This window comes from Myxococcus sp. CA023 (genome assembly GCF_010998615.1).
In the GTDB taxonomy this organism is placed as follows: Bacteria; Myxococcota; Myxococcia; order Myxococcales; family Myxococcaceae; genus Myxococcus.
In genome coordinates this window covers 31,874-50,229 of the sequence record NZ_JAAEAH010000008.1, presented here as the reverse complement: position 1 = coordinate 50,229, position 18,356 = coordinate 31,874, and the positions used below count along the sequence as shown (strand labels likewise).

The window sequence follows — 18,356 nt, the reverse complement described above, 5'->3', positions numbered from 1 at the left end:
AGTCGGACAGGCGAGGTGCGCGCGGGAGACGGAAGCGGGAACATCCCGTATCGCGTTGGAAGCTATCTCCGATTAAGCGTCAACTCTCCACCGACGCGAATGACCCGGGAACGCCATGCTCAGTGCCTCAGGCCAGGACCGCTCGCCCTCCATCCGTGCCGTGGGGCGGGCACTCCCGCCGCACTACGCCAGTCAGGAGCAGCTCATCGCCGCGTTCCGCGAGATGTGGGCCACGCGCCACTTCAACCTGGAGCGGCTGGAGGACCTGCACCGCGCCGTCCGGGTGGGAGGACGGCATCTGGCGTTGCCCCTGGAGGCTTATCCGCCGCTGTTGACATTCCAGCAGCGCAATGACGCCTGGATTCGCTCGGCCACGGAGTTGGGCGAAACGGTGGTGCGCCAGGCCTTGGACGCGGCGGAGCTCACGCCCGGGGAGGTGGACCACGTCTTCTTCGTCACCGTGACGGGCATCGCCACGCCGAGCATCGACGCGCGGCTGGCCAACCGCATGCGCTTCCGGGAGGACTTCAAGCGCACGCCGCTCTTCGGTCTGGGATGCGTGGCGGGCGCGGCGGGCGTGGCCCGGGCGGCGGACTACCTGCGCGGCTTTCCGGAGCACACAGCGGTCGTCATCGCTGTGGAGTTGTGTTCGCTCACGTTGCAGCGCGAGGACCTGTCCATTCCGAACATCATCGCGTCCGGCCTCTTCGGCGACGGCGCGGCGTGCGCGGTGCTCCGAGGCGCGGCGGCCCCAGGTGCGCGAGGGCCGCGCGTGGTGGCGTCGCGCTCCGTGTTCTACCCGGACACCGAGCGCATCATGGGCTGGGACGTGGTGGACTCCGGCTTCAAGGTGGTGCTGTCCGCCAAGGTGCCGGGGCTCGTGAAGGACCACATCCGGGGCAACGTGGATGGCTTCCTCGCGCAGCATGGACTGAAGCGCGGGGACATCCGGCACTGGGTGGCGCACACCGGCGGGCCCAAGGTGCTGGAGGCCTTCGAGGAGGCGCTGGAGCTGGCGCCCTCGGCGCTGGAGCGCTCGTGGGCCTCCCTGCGCGAGGTGGGCAATCTCTCCTCCGCGTCGGTGCTCTTCGTGCTCGGAGAGACGCTGGAGTCCGTCCGCGCGCAGCCGGGGGAGTGGGGCGTGATGATGGCCATGGGGCCGGGCTTCGGCGCGGAGATGGTGCTGCTGCGATGGTGACCTCCACGCAAGCCCTCTTCCTGGGCTTCATGGTCGCGCTCGTCGTGGAGCGGCTGGTGGAGCTGGTGCTCTCCAAGCGCAACGCCGCCCGGGCCTTCGCGCGCGGCGGGGTGGAGACGGGGCAGCGGCACTACCGCTTCATGGTGGTGTTCCACACGCTGTTCCTGGTGGCGTGCGTGGCGGAGGTGTTCCTGCTGCGGCGCGGCTTCCCGGGCGCGTGGGGCTGGGCGGCGCTGGCGGGCGCGGTGCTGGCGCAGGGGCTGCGTTACTGGGCCATCGCCACGCTGGGCGACCGGTGGAACTCGCGCATCATCGTGGTGCCGGGGCTGGCGCCGGTGACGGGCGGGCCCTACCGCTTCCTGCGTCATCCCAACTATGTCGCGGTGGTGTTGGAACTGGCGTGCGTGCCGCTCATCCACGGTGCATGGTGGACGGCGCTGGTCTTCTCAGTGGGCAATGCGGCGCTGCTCTACGTGCGAATCCGCGCGGAGGAGGCGGCGCTGGGCGAGGTGTACGCGCAGGCGTTCTCCCATCGCCCTCGTTTCATTCCGGAGGTGCCACGTGGCTGAACGCGAACTGGAGGTCATGACGGAGATTCATCGCATCGTCACCGAGGAGCTGGAGTGGAAGGGCGCGGTGGAGCCCTCGCAGGACCTGGTGCGTGACCTCCAGTTGGACAGCCTGGGCCTCACGGTGCTGGCGGTGGGGCTGGAGAACCGCTTCCGCATCCGCCTGTCCGAAGAGGACGCGCAGGGCGTGCGCACGGTGGGAGACCTGGCGAAGCTGGTGGCGCAGCGGGTCGCGGCTCCGGTGGAACCCATACCGGAGGAGGCCCTGCCGTGAAGGACGCTGGCTCGCGACTGGTGGGCCCGGCGTTGCCTCCGCCCAGGCATCTGACGGTGAACGCGGCGCTCGCGGACACCGGGCGCACGTCGCCGCTGGGGCTCACCTTCGTGGACGCGGCCGAGCGCGAGGTGTCCATGCCCTGGGCGGACGTGTACCGCAGGGCGAAGCGCACCGCCGCGGGGCTGGCCCGGCTGGGCGTGAGCGAGGGTGACCGGGTGGCGTTGCTGCTGCCCACGTCGCCGGCCTTCATGGATGCCTTCTTCGGCACGTTGTTCGCGGGCGCGGTACCGGTGCCGCTGTACCCGCCGGTTCGGCTGGGGCGACTGGAGGAGTACCACCGCGCGACCTCGCGGATGCTCCACGTAACGGGCTCGGTGATGGTCTTGACGGACGCTCGCGTGCGCCTGCTGCTGGGGCCCAGCGTGGAGCGCGCGCGTCCCCGGCTGGGGTGCCACACGGTGGACGATGTGTCCCGGGGGGATGACGTGCTGGAGGTCCCGGTGCGGCCGGGCACGCTGGGGCTCATCCAGTTCTCGTCCGGTTCCACGGTGGATCCGAAGCCGGTGACGCTGACGCACGAAGCCCTGCTGGCGCAGGTCGCGGCGCTGGAGATGGCGATGCCGCTGGGGGCGGGGGTGCCCCGGGTGGGCGTGAGCTGGCTGCCGCTGTACCACGACATGGGGCTCATCGGCTGTCTGCTGTCCGCGCTGTACTACCCGGGAAGCCTGGTGCTGATTCCCCCCGAGGCCTTCCTCGCACGGCCCGCGTTGTGGCTCCGCGCGCTGTCTCGCCACCGGGGCTACATCTCTCCCGCGCCCAACTTCGCCTATGGCCTGTGTTTGAAGCGGGTGAAGGACGCGGAGCTGGACGGGGTGGACCTGTCGTCGTGGCGGCACGCGCTCAACGGCGCGGAGCCGGTGTCCGTGGACACGCTGCGCCGCTTCTCGGTGCGTTTCGAGCGGTGGGGCTTCTCCGCGCGGGCGTTGCGGCCGGTGTACGGGCTGTCCGAGGCGTCGCTCGCCGTCACCTTCCCGCCGGAAGGGCGGGGGCCGCGCGCGCTGGGCGTGGACGCGGGGCTGCTGGCGCGGGAAGGCCGGGTGGCGGAGGGCTCGCGTGAGTTGGTGAGCGTGGGCATGCCCGTGGCGGGCTTCGAGGTGGAGGTGCGCGGCGAGACGGGCGAGGCGCTCGCGGAGCGGTGCGTGGGCCAGGTCTTCGCGCGGGGGCCGTCCCTGATGGCCGGCTACTTCGCGGATGCGCAGGCCACGGACCGGACGCTGACGCGGGACGGATGGCTCGACACGGGCGACCTGGGCTTCATCGCGGAGGGCGAGCTGTTCCTCACGGGCCGGGCGAAGGACGTGGTCATCATCCGAGGCGCGAACCACGCGCCGCAGGCGTTCGAGGAGCCGCTGCAGAGCGTGGCGGGCGTGCGCGCGGGCTGCGCGGTGGCGCTGGGCTTCACGCCCGAGGGTGGCGAGGACGAGGCGCTGCTCATCCTCGCGGAGCGCTCGGGGCAGGAGGCGGATGACGTGGTCGAGGAGCGCATCCGCGCGGCGGTGGTGGAGACCACGGGCGTGCGGCCTCACACCGTGCGGATGCTCGTGCCAGGCACATTGCCGCGCACGTCCAGTGGCAAGCTGCGCCGCGCCGAGGCGCTGCGACGCTACCTGGCCGAGGACCTGGCGCCGCCGAAGAAGATGGGCGCGGTAGGGCTGGCGGTGGAGATGGCTCGGAGCGCGCTGGCGATGGTCCGCGCGGAGAGCGACACGTGAGGTATCAGGCCACCGGGCCGTGCACGGCGTCAGCGTGAGGCCCGCCGTCATGGGGATGCGAGTCCCGGAGGAGACCACGCCGTGAAGCGGTATGACGTCGCCGTAGTGGGCGGAGGGCCCGCGGGGCTGGCGGTGGCCATCACCACCACGTTGCGTGGGCTGAACACCGTGGTGCTGGAGCGTGGCACCGCGCCGGTGGACAAGGCCTGTGGCGAAGGGCTGCTGCCTCCCGGCATGGCGGTGCTGGAGCGGTTGGGCGTCCTGCCTCTGCTGGATGACCAGGGCAGCCATCCCTGCGTGGGCATCCGCTACGTCCAGGAAGATGGCAGCACGGCGGAGGGCCTGTTCCCAGGCAAGGGCGCGCTGGGCGTGCGGCGCGTGGCGCTGGCCACGGCGCTGGTGTCGCGGGCGCGCACGGTGGGCGTGGAGTTGCGCGAGCGCACGCAGGTGCTGTCCCACCAGCGGGATGGCAATGGCGTGGTGCTGCACACTGCCGAAGGCCCGGTGGAGGCCGCCATGCTGGTGGCCGCGGACGGGCTGGCTTCACCGCTGCGCCGCGCGGAAGGTCTGGAGGTGGAGCCGACGGGACCGCGCCGTTTCGGCCTGCGACGACACTTCCAGGTCGCGCCGTGGACGCCCTATGTGGAGATCCACTTCGCGCATGGCGTGGAGGCCTACGTGACGCCCGCGGGCGTGCGGCGCGTGGGCGTGGCCTTCCTCTGGGAGGACGGCGTGATGGACGGGCGGGTGAGCTTCGAGACGCTGCTGGCCTGCTTCCCCAAACTGTCGGAGCGGTTCTCTGGTTCGGAGCCGGACTCACAGCCCCGCGGCGCGGGACCGCTGGCCCGGGTGTCCCGAGCGCGCATCGCCGACCGCTTCGCGCTGGTGGGAGACGCGGCGGGCTACGTGGACGCCATCACCGGAGAGGGCCTGTCGTTGGCCTTCGTGTGCGCGGAGTCGCTGGGGAACCTCCTACCGGAGGCGCTCGTCCATGGCGCCACGCGCGAGGCGCTGATGCCCTACGAGCAGTGTTTCCAGCGGGTCTTCCGCAAGTACTCCCTATCGACAGGCGCGCTGCTCATGCTGGCGCGTCGGCCCTGGCTTCGCCGTCCTGTGGTGCGGCTGCTGGGAAAGACGCCCTGGCTGTTCGAGCGCATCCTGCACGCCGTCGTGACGTGAGCGGGGGCTGAGGGGCGCGGAGGCGTTGGTGTCCCCAGACGTGTGTTGCCGGTTGCCGGACGGGCGCAAACCCGGTCCACTGTCACGCCGAGACATGGACGTCGAGCCCGGGCCGCGCGGGCGTCTTCCCAGTCCTGTCTGGATGGAGCACCGCACCCATGTCCCTGGACCGTTTTTCCCGGCCCATGACGAAACGCCTGTCGCTGGTGCTGCTGCTGTCAGCACCGTGGCTTGGGGGCTGCCTCTTCGCGGGTCCCCGCCACCAGGGCCCGGTGACGGAGCACTTCGACGGTGAGCACTTCCAGAACCTGGAGCCCGTCAAGCGCCTGAGTCCGGAGGAGGTCTTCAAGGCGCTGCGCAAGGGGCCTCGCGGCCCGTGGCGGGACTACGAGGAATTCGCTCCAGGCAAGCCGCCTCCCGAGCGCGTGGGACCGGGACAACTCCGGGTGACGTTCATCAACCACGCCACCGTGCTCGTCCAGGCGGACGGGCTCAACATGCTGACGGACCCCATCTATTCGGACCGTCCGAGCCCGGTGCCCTTCATCGGCCCCAGGCGCGTGCGGCCTCCGGGCATCCGCTTCGAGGACCTGCCGCCCATCGACGTGGTGGTGGTGAGTCACAACCACTACGACCACATGGACTTGCCGACGCTGCGGCGCCTGGAGGAGGCGCACCATCCGCGCTTCATCGTGGGTCTGGGCAACAAGGCGCTGCTGGACGGCGAGGGCTTCCGGCACGTGGTGGAGCTGGACTGGTGGAAGTCCACGGAGGTGGCGCCGGGCCGCACGGTGACGGCGGTGCCGGCGCAGCACCGCTCCAACCGCGGGCTCACCGACAGCGCGGCGACGCTCTGGGCGGGCTACGTCCTCGCCACATCCGGCGGGCCGGTGTTCTTCGCCGGCGACACAGGCTTCGGTCCCCACTTCGCGATGATGGCCGAGCGCTTCGGTCCCATGCGGCTGTCGGTGCTGCCCATTGGCGCCTACCGGCCCACCGCCTTCCGTCCGGTCCACATGGGGCCGGTGGAAGCCCTCCAGGCGCACAAGGTGCTGCGCTCGGCCACGTCGGTGGCCATGCACTACGGCACCTTCGCGCTCGCGCTGGATGGCCAGGACGAGGCGAAGTACCACCTGCTGTGGCTGCTGGCGCGCGAGCCCGTCCGGCCGCGCTTCTGGGCCCTGGGCTTCGGCGAGGGCCGCGACGTGCCCGCGCTGGACTGAGTCAGCGGTTGAAGGGGGTCTCCTGAATCCAGTTGAAGCCCCGGTTGAGCAAGAGGAACTTGGACTCATCCACCCGCGTGAGGCGGACCTCGATGGCGGCCTCCTGGAACGTGCCCTGGAGGATGAGTTGGTTCGCGTCCGAGCGCGTGTAGGCGAGCACGAACTTCTTCGCGGTGTCGTCCTGGCCTTCGATGAGGGTGAGCGTCTTCTTCGGTGCGTCCTCCTCCAGTCCGAAGGACTTCACGGTGTCGTCCGTGCGCTTGATGTTCATCCGGCCGAAGCGACTGACGGTCACCGCCTTCCACCGCCGGGCGTCTCCGGACGTGGCATCCAGGCGTTGCCCGTCCTGGGTGAAGGAGTCGACCGTGTAGTAGCCGTAGAACGGGGGACGCGGCGCGGAGTCCCCGTACTTGCGGATGAACTCCAGCCGCGAGCTCCCAAACCCGTAGGCGATGCCGCCCACCACCAGGACCTTCATCACGAGTCCGGCGCCACTCAGCCAGCGCGAAGGTGGGAAAGGCGACTGGAGCGGGCGAGGCTGCGTGGCGCGGTTGAGCACCAGCACGTCGAGCAGCCGTCGGGCATCGGGCAGCACCAGGAACAGCGACATCAGCAGCAGGTGGGACGAATAGAGTTTGACGGGGACGTCGTAGAAGAAGTTGAGCGCCACCACGTTGACCATGACGCCCGCGACGACGAGCGCGCCCAGCGTCGTTGTGCGCCGGAAGAGCAGCAGGCAGCCGCCCAGGAACTCCGCGCCGCCCGTGAAGACATTGTAGCCCGTCGAGTAGCCCATGAAGTTCCACAGCAGGCCCATGGGGGAGAAGTCTCCCAGCGGCTGTGCCAGCCGCTCCGGGCTGGGGAAGGGGAACTGGGATTTGAAGAGCTTGGCCAGTCCGTAGGACAGCATGCTCATCGCGAGCACGTACCGGACGTTCGCGTGCAGCACGTCGTGGGCTTTCACGTACTCGGTGCGGCGTCGGTCGATGACGGACCAGACGCCCGTCACCACCACGGCGATGACGAAGTTCATCAGCACCTGCACGTAGTTGAACGTGGTGTCGCCGCTGCCGTTGGGCATCACGGTGATGTCCGTGGACAGCCGCAACATGTGCTTGCCGACCCAGGGCACCACGGCCTTCCAGAGCCCCTCCTGGAACGAGGTGATGAAGTCACCCAGGACGGGGATGAGGTCCAAGGGGAACGGGAAGAAATAGATGGCCAGGTAGGCGAAGGCGAAGCGGAAGGCCAGCCGCCGCGCGAGACTCCATGCTTCGGGCGCGGAAGGTGTCACGCTCGCCTCGGACGCGGCGGGCTGGGGCTCGGGGACCGGGGACAGGGAGGCCGTGGCGCTCATGGTGGGCTGGCCTGACAGTCTATCCGGAATATCCCAGGTACTTTCCAGTCGCCCCCGTCACAGCGGAGGCGCTCCCCTGACGGGCCTTTTCTCCGCGCCAGAGGGAGGCCCTGCCTGCTCAGAGCTTCATGCGCTTGAACACGGTCTCCGGAATCGTCCGGATGATGAGCATGATGAGCGCCCAGATGCCGGGCACGTAGACTTCGTTCTTCCGCGAGTCCGCGGCGCTCAAGAGTCCGCGCGCCACCTTCTCCGGCGAGGCGAACAGCTTGTTCTTCGGCAGGTGCGCCGTCATCGGCGTGTCGACGAAGCCCGGCTTCACTGTCACCACCGCGACATTGGATTTCGCCAGCCGGTTGCGCAGGCCCTGGAGGAAGACGTTGAGCGCGCCCTTCGACGCGCCGTACACGTAGTTGCTCTGCCGGCCGCGGTCACCCGCCACCGACGAAATCACCACCAGCGTGCCGGCCTTCTGCGCCTCGAAGCGGTTGGCCAGCACTGTGAGCAGCGACACCGCGCTCAGGAAGTTGGTGCGCAGCACCGCCTCCGTCGCCGCCCACGAGCGCTGCGCCTCTGCCTGGTCACCCAGCACGCCGTGCGCCAGCACCACGCCGTCCAGCCCGTCCAGCGCCGTGTACGCGGCCTCCACCAGCGCCTCGTGCGTGTCGAAGTCGTTCAGGTCCACCACCTGCGACGCGACCTTCGCCGCGCCGCGCGTGGCGGCGTCCTTCGTCACCGCGTCGAGGTTCGCCGCGTTGCGGCCGGTGAGGTACAGCGAGGCCCCGCGAGCGGCCAGGAGCCGCACCGTCGCCTGGGCAATGGCGCTGGTGGCGCCGAGGACGAGCACTTTCTTCATGGGGAGTGAATCTCGGAAAGAAGGTCAGCGGATGGCAAGCAGGGACCGCGGCGGCGGGGATGCCGTCTCGCCTCGCTCCGCGGCCAGGGAAAAGGGCAGGGACACCGGATTCACCCGCCGCCAGAACGACGAGGAGAACGACGGGTCCACGTACTGCATGAAGCGCTCCCGCTGCGGAAAGTACGCAGCGAAGTTCTCCGGGCTCATCCGCGCGTCCTTCGCCGGGTACACCGCGCCGCCCGCCTGCCGCGTCAGGCGGTCCAGGTCCTCCACCAGCTTCCACGTCTTCTCGCCGCGGTTGGCGAAGTCCATGGCCAGCGTCACGCCCTCGCGCGGGAAGGACAGCCACCCCGGCGAGGGAATGTCACCGAACGTCTTCAGCACGGAGAGGAAGCTGGGCAGTCCGCCGCGCGAGCTGCGCTCCAGGATTTCCTTCAGCGCGTCGCGCGCGGTGGAGTAGGGCACCACGCATTGGAACTGGAGGAAGCCGCGCCGGCCATAGATGCGGTTCCACGCGTAGATGGCGTCCAGCGGGTAGAAGAACGGGTCGTAGTGCGTCAGCCGCTGCTTCGGCTTGCCGTTCTGCCGGTGGTAGTAGAGCCAGTTGAAGGCCGACACCGACAGGCGGTTGAGGCAGAAGGCCGGCATGTCCATGGGCACCGCCAGCCCCACGCCGTGCGACAGGTGGCTCCTGGCCAGCGGCAGCCCGTCGAACTGCGGCGGCGCGAAGTTGCCCCGGTACAGGAGCCCCCGTCCCAGCTTCTTGCCCCGGGCCAGGCAGTCCACCCACGCCATGGTGAACTCGTAGTCCTTCTCCGACGCGCGGGCGACGTCGAGGAACCCATCCAGGTTCCCGAACGGCACCGTCTCCTGAAGCACGTACGGGTTGCTGATGGGCGTGAGCTGCACCTCGGCCCACGTGACGAGGCCGGTGAGGCCCAGTCCGCCAATCGTCGCGCCGTACCAGTCCGGATGCTCATCCGGCGCGCACACCCGGCGGCTGCCGTCCGAGCGCAGCAATTCGAAGCGCCGCACGTAGCGGCCGAAGGTGCCACCCCGGTGGTGGTTCTTCCCGTGCACGTCGTTGGCGATGGCGCCGCCCACCGTCACGAACTTGGTGCCCGGTGTCACCGGCAGGAACCAGCCGCGCGGAGCGGCCAGGCGCAGAATCGTGTCCAGCGACACGCCCGCTTCGCAGCGGACCACGCCGGTGGCCGGGTCGAAGGCGATGAAGCGGTCGAGCCCCGAGGTGAGCAGCAGCGTGCCCCCCGCGTTGAGGCACGAGTCGCCGTAGCTGCGCCCCAGCCCGTGGGGCAGCAGGCTCCCGTCCTTCCGGGGCAGCGCATCCGTGCGCCACACCAGGGCGTGCGTCTGCTGCTCGACTTGGGGGTAACGCCCCCAGGACTCCCGTGACTTCATCGCGCCAGACCTCTCACGTGGCGGCCCATAGCACCAGCGTGCACACGAGCCCCACGGCGTAGCTCACCCGGTCCCTCAGGGCGAAGACGAGCGGGTCCTCGTTCACCAGCCCGCGGTGAGCCAGCAGCCACACCCGGCCCACCCAGTACAGCATCACCGGGCAGATGAGCCATAGCCGCTCTGGGTGTGCGTACAGCGCCGTCACTTCATCGGAGGTGATGTAGAGCGCCAGCACCAGCACGGACACCTGTCCCGAAGCCGCGCCCAGGCTGGCGAGCTGCTCGTAGTCCTGGGCCAGGTAGCCACGGCCATGCGCGGACGTCTCATTGGACTGCCGCAGGCGCCGGACCTCGCTCAGTCGCTTCACCAGCGCGAGCGAGAGGAAGAGGAACATGCTGAACATCATCAGCCAGCTGGACGTGGGCACGTCCACCGCGAGCGCGCCGCCGAAGATGCGCACCGTGTACAGCCCGGCCAGCACCAGCACGTCCAACATCACCACCTGCTTCAGCCGCAGTGAGTAGGCCAGCGTCAGCACGTAGTAGGTGCCCAGCAGGGCGGAGAAGGCGGGCGGCAACAGCAGGCACACCGCGGCGCCGGCCAGCAGCAGCACGGGGGCCAGCATGACGCCAGTGCTCACCGAGAGCGTGCACGCCGCGAACGGACGCTGCTTCTTCGTCGGGTGTCGCCGGTCGGAGTCCAGGTCCAGCAGGTCATTCAGCACGTACACGCTGGAGGCGCACAGGCTGAAGGCCGTAAACGCCAGCAGTGCCTGAATCAGCCTGTCCGGCTCGGTGCCCTTGTGGGCGGCCAGTAGCGGCACGAAGACGAGCGCGTTCTTCGCCCACTGGTGCACGCGCAGCGCCTTCACCCAGGTGCGGAGGCGGGTGGCTGGGCGCTCGAAGACGCGGTGGACGTCGCGGCCCAGACCCTGGGCTTGTTTCAGCACCCCGGCTGGCGCGTGGACCACGACGATGCGGCGGCATTCACGCCACAAGGGCAGGTCCACCGCGTCGTTGCCCGCGTAGTCGAAGGTGCCCAGCAACTCCTTCAGCTTCGCCAGCTTGCGCGCGCCGGACAGGTTCACCGTCGCTTCGCTGGCGACGACGTCAGAGAAGAGACCCAGGTGCGTGGCCACGGCTTCGGCGATTCGCCGGTCCGCCGCGGTGGCCAGCACCAGCCGGCGTCCTCGGGCCTTCTCCTCGTGCAGGTACGTCAGGAGCTCCTCGTGGTAGGGCAGGCTGGCTGCGTCCAGGGCGGCGCGCCGGGCCACTTCCGCTTTGAAGAAGGCCTTGCCCTTGAGCACCCACAGCGGCGCCAGAAACAGCAGCCAGGGCGCTCGTTTGAAGAGGACGAGCAGGTTCTCGTGCAGCGTGTCCGTACGCACCAGCGTCCCGTCGAGGTCGACAGCGAGCGGGACGTCCGGAGGGTCCTCGGGAAGTGGTGTTTGCGGAAGCATGGGCAACGGTGTGACGGGAGCCGTCAAAAGGACGGGCAGGGTAGCGCAGGCGTCTTCCGGGTGGGCAGGCCTCCGCGGGCAGGCACGCCAGTTCAGCGGTCGGGTGGACGCTCAGTCCAGCCGGGCCACCAGGAGCGTCTGCAGGGGCAGGTGCCGGATGGGGCGGCTGTTCTCGATGCGGAAGCCCGCGTCGTCCAGGAAGCCCTCCACCTCGGCGGGCGTATAGGCGGCCGCGCCGGAGGTGAGGAAGTAGTGCAAGCCTATCAACGGCGCCGCGCTGGTGGGCGTGTCGGCATTCTCACGCAGGTACTCCAGCACCGCCAGCGTCCCCCGGGGCGCCAGTGAGGCGCGCACCCGTCGCAGCAGGGCCACGTTCTGTGCGGGGGACAGGTGGTGCATCACCTGGAAGAGCATCACCCCGTCGTACGGGCCGCCCAGCTCCGCGGTGAGGATGTCGCCTTCGCGGTGGGTGACGAGGTGGCTCAGCCCCGCCGAGGCGATGATTTCCCGGCCCACGCGGGCGCTGCCTTCCAAATCCAACACCGTGGCCTTCAGGCCCCGGTTGCGCAGGCACAGCTCGGCGGCGAACCAGCCGTGCGCGCCGCCCAGGTCCAACACCTGCTTCGCACCACGGGGCAGGGGGATGGCCGCCACGACCTCCGGAGCGGCCAGCCGCGCCATCTGGTGCATGGCGTGGATGTAGTCGCGCCAGCGCGCGTCGTCGGGCGCGAAGCCGTGGATGTCCACCGCCTGGCCGGTGCGCACCACGCCCTCCAGTCCGTTCCACCAGTCCCACTGCGCGTAGTTGAACTCCAGGAAGGCGCCCACGTAACGGGGCGAGCGCGGGTCCAACCATCGCCTGGCGCGAGGGGCCAGCCGGTAGCGTCCGCCGCGCTGACGCTCCACGGCCTCGCACGCGATGAGGGCCTCCAGCAGCGTGCGAGTGCCCTCCTGGGACAGCTTCAGCCGCGCCGCCAGCGTCTCCGCGGACAGGGGCCCGTCCGTCAGGGCTTCATAGACGCCCAGCCGCACGCCGGCCATCAGCGTCCGCGACGCCATCATCCCGAAGAAGGCATGGGCCACCGGCTGTGGGGCCAGGTTGAGCCAGTCCGCCACGCGCTCCAGCAGGTTGTCCGCTTTGAGCCCCAGCCTCATGCGTGTGCTCCTAACGCCTGCGCCTGTACCCGCCCACGGCGGCCAGGCCCACGAGGAGGAGCGCGGCCTGGCCCCCCAGCACGCAGCCTTGCTGGTCTGCCTGGCGCACGCCAGTGTAGCGGCAGCGCCCGTCATCGCAGGAGAAGCGGGGGGAACAATCCCGGCTGCTACGGCAGGACGTATTCACCCTGCCTGTACCGTCTTCCCCCTCGGGGTTGTCCCGGTCCGCGCCGCCTTCGCCAACGGAGGCGTCGGGGAGGCCCGCGTCGAGCCCGCCATCGGATTGGGCCATGGCCCCGAGGGGCAGCAGGAGGGGAAGGCAGGCCAGCAGGTGACGCAGGTGGGAGCGGAAGGGGAACATCGAGGTTGTCACCCTAAACCGCATGGAGGGTCGGATGCATCTTCCGCGGTGGCTGGAGCACCCGGGGGCAGATTGTCTGACCCTTCCCTTCGCATCTGGTACGGTACGCCCCGCGATGGCACCCCGAATCCTCGTCGTCGATGACAATCAGGAGCTGTTGTCCCTCCTCACGCAGCTCTTCGAGGAGGCGGGCTACGAGGTCATTGGTGCGAGCCGCGGCAAGCAGGCGGTGGAGCTGGCCAAGGCCCAGCCCCCGGCGGCGGCCGTGCTCGACATCCTGCTGCCCGACATGATGGGGTACCACCTCGCGGACGCGCTGCGTAAGGACAACCCCCAGCTCCCGCTCCTCTTCATCACCGGCGTCTTCAAGGGTGGCAAGCACGCCGTCGAGTCGCGCACCAAGTACCAGGCGGCCGGCTACTTCGAGAAACCCTTCGAGGCTCAGAAGCTGCTCGAGGCGATGACGAAGGTGCTGCCTCCGGAGAAGCCCGCCGCGGCGGCCGCGTCGCTCCAGGACGCCTTCGAGGTGGAGCTGGACATCGATGTGGAGGAGGAAGGCCCGCAGGACGCCATGGAGCTGACCGGCCGCATCAAGGTGACGGGCGGCGGCAACATCACGGCGGAGATTCGCGGCGCCAACCTCACGGCCAGCCCCATGCAGAAGGTGCCGGCCACGCAGGTGCGCCCGCCCACGCCGGGCCGTCCGCCGGACCCGCCGCCCCTGGGCGCGCCGGGCAGCCGCCGTGGTGAAATCCGCGACAACCTGCCTTCGCTCCTCACCGCCTTCTACCTCTCCCGCGAGACGGGCGAGCTGGGCGTGCAGAAGGGCAAGGTGAAGAAGGTCGTCTACTTCGAGAAGGGCACGCCGGTGTTCGCCCTCTCCAACCTGCTCGCGGACCGCTTCGGCCAGTTCCTCGTTCGCGTGGGGAAGATCAAGCCGGAGCAGCTCCAGGACGCGTCGGCGGTGGCCGCGCAGTCCAACCGCCGCACCGGTGACGTGCTGGTGGAGCGCGGGCTGCTCAAGGACACCGAGCGCCTCTACTACGTGGGCCAGCAGGTGAAGGCCGTCATCTACTCGCTCTTCGCGTGGGATGAAGGCACGTACGTGCTGAGCTTCCGGGAGAAGGCGAGCGCGGAGTCCATCAAGCTGGACGTGCACCCGGCCAACCTCATCGTCCGGGGCATCAAGAAGCTCTACAAGCCGGAGCGCCTGCGGCGCCTGCTCCAGCCGGAGGACCGCCTCATCCCCGCCGTGGCCCCGGCCTACCAGCTCAACGAAGTGGAGCTGGAGCGGTGGGAGGCGGAGCTGCTGCCGAAAATCGACGGCAACCGCACCGTGGCGGAGCTGCTGGCCTTCGCCAATCGCCCCGAGCACGTCGTCTACGGCTTCCTGGTGGCGATGATGTCGCTGGGCATCCTGGACAAGCGCGGGTAGCCGCCGCGCCGTCCGTCCCCGCCGTCATGGGCGGGGACGCCGCGCCGGGGCTCAGCCGCCGACCAGCCGCGAGCCAATCCAGAACAGGCCCAGCGCGCCGGAGCCCACGGCCACCACGCGCTGCACCCAGCGGGTGATTTGCGCGTTCAGCCGGGCGATGCCCTCCGCGAAAATCAGCCCCACCACGCCCATGCCGATGAGGATGCCCAGCGCGAAGCCGGGCAGGTACATCCATGCGGCCGCGCTCATGCTGCCACCCACCAGCAGTGGAGGCAGCGCCAGAAGCAGCGAGCGCACGCCGCTGACGGCCATCAGCGCGCCGGCGGTGGTGCTCACCGTGTGCACGTGCTGGTGCGGCTCCTGGGTGTGGCCGGGCAGGTGCGGGTGGCCGTGGTCCAGGCTGCTGGGGAACAGCAGGGCGGCCACCGCGAGGGCCACCAGCACGGCGCCGCCGAAAATCTCGGCCCAGCGCTCGAAGGTTTCTGAAAGGCCCACGCCCGCCAGGATGCAGAGCGCGGCGATGCCGCCCAGCATGACGGCGTGTCCCAGCGCGAAGCGCACGGCGGTGGCGATGGCGGCGCGGCGCCGGCCTCCCCCCAGTGTTCCGAGGGTGGCCATGGCGGCGCAGTGGTCCGGGCCCACGGCGTGGAGCATGCCTTGGGACAGGCCAAGCAGGAAGGCGAGGAGAATGGGCTGCACGACGCGGCACCCTAGCCGTGCTTCAATCGGGAGGCCAGCAGGAGAGGAGAACCGACCCTTCATGAGGATGATCACCCGACGGCTGTCCGCCGTCATGCCGCTCGCGCTCTGTCTGCTTCTGTCGCCTGGCTGCGACAAGGGACCCGACCAGCTCCGGGACGCAGAGAAGTCCTACCGCGACCTGATTGACCGCCGCGTGTCCCCCCTGGACCCGGCATGGGACCCCGTCATCAACGCCTTCGAGGCGATTCCCAAGGACTCCAAGGTCCGCCCGGACGCGGAGCAGCGGATCGCCGCCATCCGTCGCCTGCGGGGAAAGCTGCCGCCTCGCCCCCTGGCCACGCCGGGCGCCACAGGCCCCGGGACATCGGAGGTGGACACCAAGCGCGCCGCGTGTGAGGCCCTGGCGATTCGGCTGGGCCAGACGCCGGAGGGCGCGGACCGGGAGCCCTTGCACCAGGCCCTGGCGGACTGCCGGAAGGAGCTGGTCCGGCTGGAGGCCCACAGCCATCCGCCCGGGGAGCACGCCCATGACCATGGCGGTGAGCCGGGGCACCCCGCACACTAGCGGGACACTGTCGCTGGGCGTTGAGTGGCGCGGGCTTTGTGGTTAATGAGCCCGCATGCCCATGCCCCAAGCAGGTGACCAGGCCCCCGCCTTCCAACTCGCCGACCAGGATGGAAACCCGGTATCGCTCGCGCAGTTCGCGGGCCGGAGTGTCGTCCTCTACTTCTATCCGAAGGACGACACCCCCGGATGCACCGTGGAGGCGTGTGGCTTCCGTGACGAGCACTCGGCGCTGGAGGCCGCGGGCGCGGTGGTGCTGGGCGTGTCCGCGGACAGCACGGCGAGCCACCGGAAGTTCGCGACCAAGTTCAACCTGCCCTTCCCGCTGCTGGCCGACGTGAACCACACGTTGTCCGAGGCCTACGGCGTCTGGGGGGAGAAGTCGCTCTATGGCCGCAAGTTCCTGGGCATCACCCGGGCCACGTTCCTCATCGGCCCGGATGGCGTGCTGAAGCAGGTGTGGCCCAAGGTGAAGGTGAACGGCCACGTCGCCGAGGTGCTGGCCGCGCTGAAGGGCGAAGCTCCGGCGGCGGACGGTGCTGTGAAGAAGTCCGCCGCGAAGAAGGCGCCCGCGGGGAAGAAGGCTCCGGCGGGCAAGACTGTCTCGGGGAAGTCCGCCGCGACCAGGAAGGCGACGGCGAAGAAGGCGGCTCCGGCCGCCAAGGCACCCCGTGCGGCGAAGAAGGCCGCGACTGCGAAGAAAGCCCCTGTGGCGAAGAAGCCCGCGGCTGCGAAGAAGACCTCGGCTGGGAAGAAGCCGGGCGCTGAGAAGAAGACGGCGCCCGCGAAGAAGTCCGCGGCGGCGAAGAAGGCCTCCAGGAAGTAGCGCTCTGGGCGGACGTCGGCCCAGACGTCTTCCATCATGCAATCCGGCATGGGGCCCGGCGGCTCCGGGCGAGGAAGAAGCCCGCGACCTCGAAGTGGGCTTCCTCGACGAAGAAGAAGCCCTCAGCAGAGCGGGCGCCGGGAGCGCCGAAGATGGCTGCTCCCGGTCGCCGCTGGGGCTATATGTGGAGTTCGGGCGGTCCGTCGTCATGCGGACATGGAGTCACCCCGTGGTCTCCATGCCCGGCGTGCCCATCTTCGGGAAGTACGAGCAACCAGATTGAAGGGACTCGGAGGAGTCGACATGCGCGAGCGGAATATTCGGCGGTGGGGTTCGGCGGCGGCATTGGTGGCGGGCGCGGTTCTGGCCGTGGGCTGCCGGGGTCTTCCGGAGACCGGTGGCAGTCAGCCGGATGAGCCACGGGGCAGCCTCGTCGCCCAGCGCGGTGACCAGCCCGATTCGATGAAGAACATCGAGGGCGGCAACACCAACAAGCCGCTGCCGCCTTGGACGCTGCCGGCGAACCGGGGCTACAACGGCACCATCGACCAGATTGGCTCCAGCATCGACCCGCGCACGGCGAAGAACGACGGCACCCAGGGTCGCTCCATCGTGGACGACGCCGGGAAGATGATGGGTGACCGGTACCACGTGGAGGGCGGCGCCGCGTACTCGCCCGCGGCCCATGGCTTGGGTGGTGAGGACGGCGCCACGCTGGGCGGCAAGCGCGGCGGCCACTACAGCGGCTACAGCCCGCTGGGCTGGCAGGACCGCAGCGGCCCCTACCGTCGCTGACGTCACACCGGGGCGGGCTTCTCGTGCCGCCCCTTCCAGCCGCTCCCGGTGCAGGGCGCCGGGAGCGTGCGTGGCACCCCGGCCCCGCGCCTTCAGCGGGAGGCCAGCATCACCTCGGTCGGGTCGCGGCCGGTGAAGGAGCTGACGAGCCCCTCGGCCAGCGCGTGATGCTCCGGGCTCCCCAGCAGGGCGAGCCGGTCCTCCGCCGGGTGCGCGAAGCGGGCACTGAGCGCGTCCAGCCGCCGGTGCGCCTGCGCGATTCGCTCCCGTGACACGCGACCGGACTCCACCGCCTTCACCAGGGCTTCGATGGCGCGGCGCTGCACGTCCGCGTTGTGGCACACCAGGAACAGGTCCACGCCCGCGAGCGTGCCCTGCACCGTGGCCTCCTCCACGGAGTAGTGGCCGGCAATGGCCTTCATCTCCAGGTCGTCGCTGACGAGCACCCCGTCAAAGCCCAGCTCCTCGCGCAGCACACCCTGGAGCACGCGCTGACTCATGGTGGCGGGCACCCCCGGGTCCAGCGCGTCGAAGAGGACGTGCGCCGTCATCAGGGACGCCAGCCCCGCCTGGGCGAAGGCGCGGAAAGGCACCAACTCCACGCTGCGCAGCCGCTCCAAATCGTGCGGCAGCCGCGGCAACGTCAGGTGGCTGTCGGTGGTGGTGTCGCCGTGGCCGGGGAAGTGCTTGCCACACGAAGCCACGCCGCCCGCCTCCAGTCCCCGCGCGAGCGCTACGCCCAGCCGCGCCACTTCCTCCGCCTCGCGGCTGAAGCTGCGGTCGCCAATGACGGGGTTGGCCGGGTTGGTGTCCACGTCCAGCACCGGCGCGAAGTCCCAGTCGAAGCCCAGCGCGCGCAGCTCATACGCCAGCAGCCGGCCCACGCGCTCCACCTGGGCCGCGTCGCCGCGTTGCCCCAGCTCCCGCATGGGCGGCAGTGCGGTGAAGGGCGCGCCGCGAAGCCGGGCCACGCGGCCGCCCTCCTGGTCCACCGACAGGATGAAGGGCCGGCCTGCGCGGGTTTTCAATGCGTGGCACAACGCGGCCGTGTCCGCGGCGCTGACCACGTTGCGCTTGAAGAGGATGGCGCCGTAGATGCCGTCATCCATCAGCGCGGCCAGTTCGCTGTCGATGTGAGTGCCGGGAAAGCCCACCATGAAGAGGCGGGCACAGTCGCGGTAGAGGCTGGAGGAGGTCGTCACGGCGCG

18 protein-coding genes are annotated in these 18,356 nt (G+C 69.9%); 10 read left to right on the top strand and 8 right to left on the bottom strand.

Going from position 1 to position 18,356, the window contains the following annotated elements:
* Positions 1 to 115: 115 nt before the first annotated feature.
* From F8M74_RS05005 to F8M74_RS04980, 6 genes are all read left to right on the top strand, one after another.
* The gene (locus F8M74_RS05005) at positions 116 to 1,198 is read left to right on the top strand and encodes a type III polyketide synthase (protein ID WP_141253363.1); all 1,083 of its coding nucleotides are present in this window, start codon (positions 116 to 118) and stop codon (positions 1,196 to 1,198) included.
* Positions 1,192 to 1,767, top strand: coding sequence for an isoprenylcysteine carboxyl methyltransferase family protein (locus F8M74_RS05000; protein WP_141253362.1), 576 nt, complete (start codon positions 1,192 to 1,194; stop codon positions 1,765 to 1,767). Before F8M74_RS05005 ends, F8M74_RS05000 begins: the two co-directional genes overlap by 7 nt.
* Positions 1,760 to 2,041 carry an acyl carrier protein gene (locus F8M74_RS04995; RefSeq protein WP_141253361.1) on the top strand — a complete coding sequence of 94 codons (282 nt, stop codon included), beginning with the start codon at positions 1,760 to 1,762 and terminating at the stop codon, positions 2,039 to 2,041. The genes F8M74_RS05000 and F8M74_RS04995 overlap by 8 nt, the downstream gene beginning before the upstream one ends.
* On the top strand, positions 2,038 to 3,816 hold the full coding sequence (locus F8M74_RS04990; RefSeq protein WP_141253360.1) for a fatty acyl-AMP ligase: 1,779 nt from the start codon (positions 2,038 to 2,040) through the stop codon (positions 3,814 to 3,816). The genes F8M74_RS04995 and F8M74_RS04990 overlap by 4 nt, the downstream gene beginning before the upstream one ends.
* Positions 3,817 to 3,897: 81 nt before the next feature.
* Complete coding sequence (locus tag F8M74_RS04985) at positions 3,898 to 4,995, top strand: NAD(P)/FAD-dependent oxidoreductase (RefSeq protein WP_141253359.1); 1,098 nt, start codon at positions 3,898 to 3,900, stop codon at positions 4,993 to 4,995.
* Between the two features lie 185 nt (positions 4,996 to 5,180).
* Entirely contained in the window at positions 5,181 to 6,218 is a 1,038-nt protein-coding gene (locus F8M74_RS04980; RefSeq protein ID WP_240462276.1) for an MBL fold metallo-hydrolase, read from the top strand.
* Position 6,219: 1 nt separating this feature from the next.
* Here F8M74_RS04980 and F8M74_RS04975 read toward each other — a convergent pair whose 3' ends face one another.
* The 6 genes from F8M74_RS04975 to F8M74_RS04950 all read right to left on the bottom strand — a co-directional run bounded on the left by F8M74_RS04975 (position 6,220) and on the right by F8M74_RS04950 (position 12,825).
* On the bottom strand, positions 6,220 to 7,575 hold the full coding sequence (locus tag F8M74_RS04975; protein ID WP_141253357.1) for a DoxX family membrane protein: 1,356 nt from the start codon (positions 7,573 to 7,575) through the stop codon (positions 6,220 to 6,222).
* A 118-nt stretch (positions 7,576 to 7,693) separates the two neighbouring features.
* On the bottom strand, positions 7,694 to 8,431 hold the full coding sequence (locus F8M74_RS04970) for an SDR family oxidoreductase (RefSeq protein ID WP_011556557.1): 738 nt from the start codon (positions 8,429 to 8,431) through the stop codon (positions 7,694 to 7,696).
* 24 nt (positions 8,432 to 8,455) lie between these two features.
* Positions 8,456 to 9,850, bottom strand: coding sequence for an FAD-binding oxidoreductase (locus tag F8M74_RS04965; protein WP_141253356.1), 1,395 nt, complete (start codon positions 9,848 to 9,850; stop codon positions 8,456 to 8,458).
* Positions 9,851 to 9,863: 13 nt separating this feature from the next.
* The gene (locus F8M74_RS04960; RefSeq protein WP_171410197.1) at positions 9,864 to 11,309 is read right to left on the bottom strand and encodes a UbiA family prenyltransferase; all 1,446 of its coding nucleotides are present in this window, start codon (positions 11,307 to 11,309) and stop codon (positions 9,864 to 9,866) included.
* A gap of 111 nt (positions 11,310 to 11,420) precedes the next feature.
* Positions 11,421 to 12,464: a class I SAM-dependent methyltransferase gene (locus tag F8M74_RS04955; protein ID WP_141253354.1), complete on the bottom strand. Its 1,044-nt coding sequence runs from the start codon at positions 12,462 to 12,464 to the stop codon at positions 11,421 to 11,423.
* Between the two features lie 10 nt (positions 12,465 to 12,474).
* Positions 12,475 to 12,825 carry an MXAN_6627.5 family MYXO-CTERM protein gene (locus F8M74_RS04950; RefSeq protein WP_163884333.1) on the bottom strand — a complete coding sequence of 117 codons (351 nt, stop codon included), beginning with the start codon at positions 12,823 to 12,825 and terminating at the stop codon, positions 12,475 to 12,477.
* Positions 12,826 to 12,940: 115 nt separating this feature from the next.
* On the opposite strand from F8M74_RS04950, the gene F8M74_RS04945 reads away from it, so the two are divergent.
* Positions 12,941 to 14,260, top strand: a complete 1,320-nt coding sequence (locus tag F8M74_RS04945; protein WP_171410196.1) for a response regulator — start codon at positions 12,941 to 12,943, stop codon at positions 14,258 to 14,260.
* A gap of 51 nt (positions 14,261 to 14,311) precedes the next feature.
* Here F8M74_RS04945 and F8M74_RS04940 read toward each other — a convergent pair whose 3' ends face one another.
* A complete protein-coding gene (locus tag F8M74_RS04940; RefSeq protein ID WP_026113860.1) occupies positions 14,312 to 14,959 on the bottom strand; it encodes a hypothetical protein in 648 nt (215 codons plus the stop codon).
* A gap of 67 nt (positions 14,960 to 15,026) precedes the next feature.
* On the opposite strand from F8M74_RS04940, the gene F8M74_RS04935 reads away from it, so the two are divergent.
* The 3 genes from F8M74_RS04935 to F8M74_RS04925 all read left to right on the top strand — a co-directional run bounded on the left by F8M74_RS04935 (position 15,027) and on the right by F8M74_RS04925 (position 17,148).
* The gene (locus tag F8M74_RS04935) at positions 15,027 to 15,527 is read left to right on the top strand and encodes a hypothetical protein (protein ID WP_141253407.1); all 501 of its coding nucleotides are present in this window, start codon (positions 15,027 to 15,029) and stop codon (positions 15,525 to 15,527) included.
* A gap of 61 nt (positions 15,528 to 15,588) precedes the next feature.
* A complete protein-coding gene (gene bcp, locus F8M74_RS04930; protein WP_228559300.1) occupies positions 15,589 to 16,353 on the top strand; it encodes a thioredoxin-dependent thiol peroxidase in 765 nt (254 codons plus the stop codon).
* Positions 16,354 to 16,656: 303 nt separating this feature from the next.
* Entirely contained in the window at positions 16,657 to 17,148 is a 492-nt protein-coding gene (locus tag F8M74_RS04925; protein WP_141253350.1) for a hypothetical protein, read from the top strand.
* Positions 17,149 to 17,240: 92 nt separating this feature from the next.
* Here the strand turns inward: F8M74_RS04925 and nagZ are convergent, their stop codons facing one another.
* A complete protein-coding gene (gene nagZ / locus F8M74_RS04920; protein ID WP_141253349.1) occupies positions 17,241 to 18,350 on the bottom strand; it encodes a beta-N-acetylhexosaminidase in 1,110 nt (369 codons plus the stop codon).
* Positions 18,351 to 18,356: the final 6 nt, after the last annotated feature.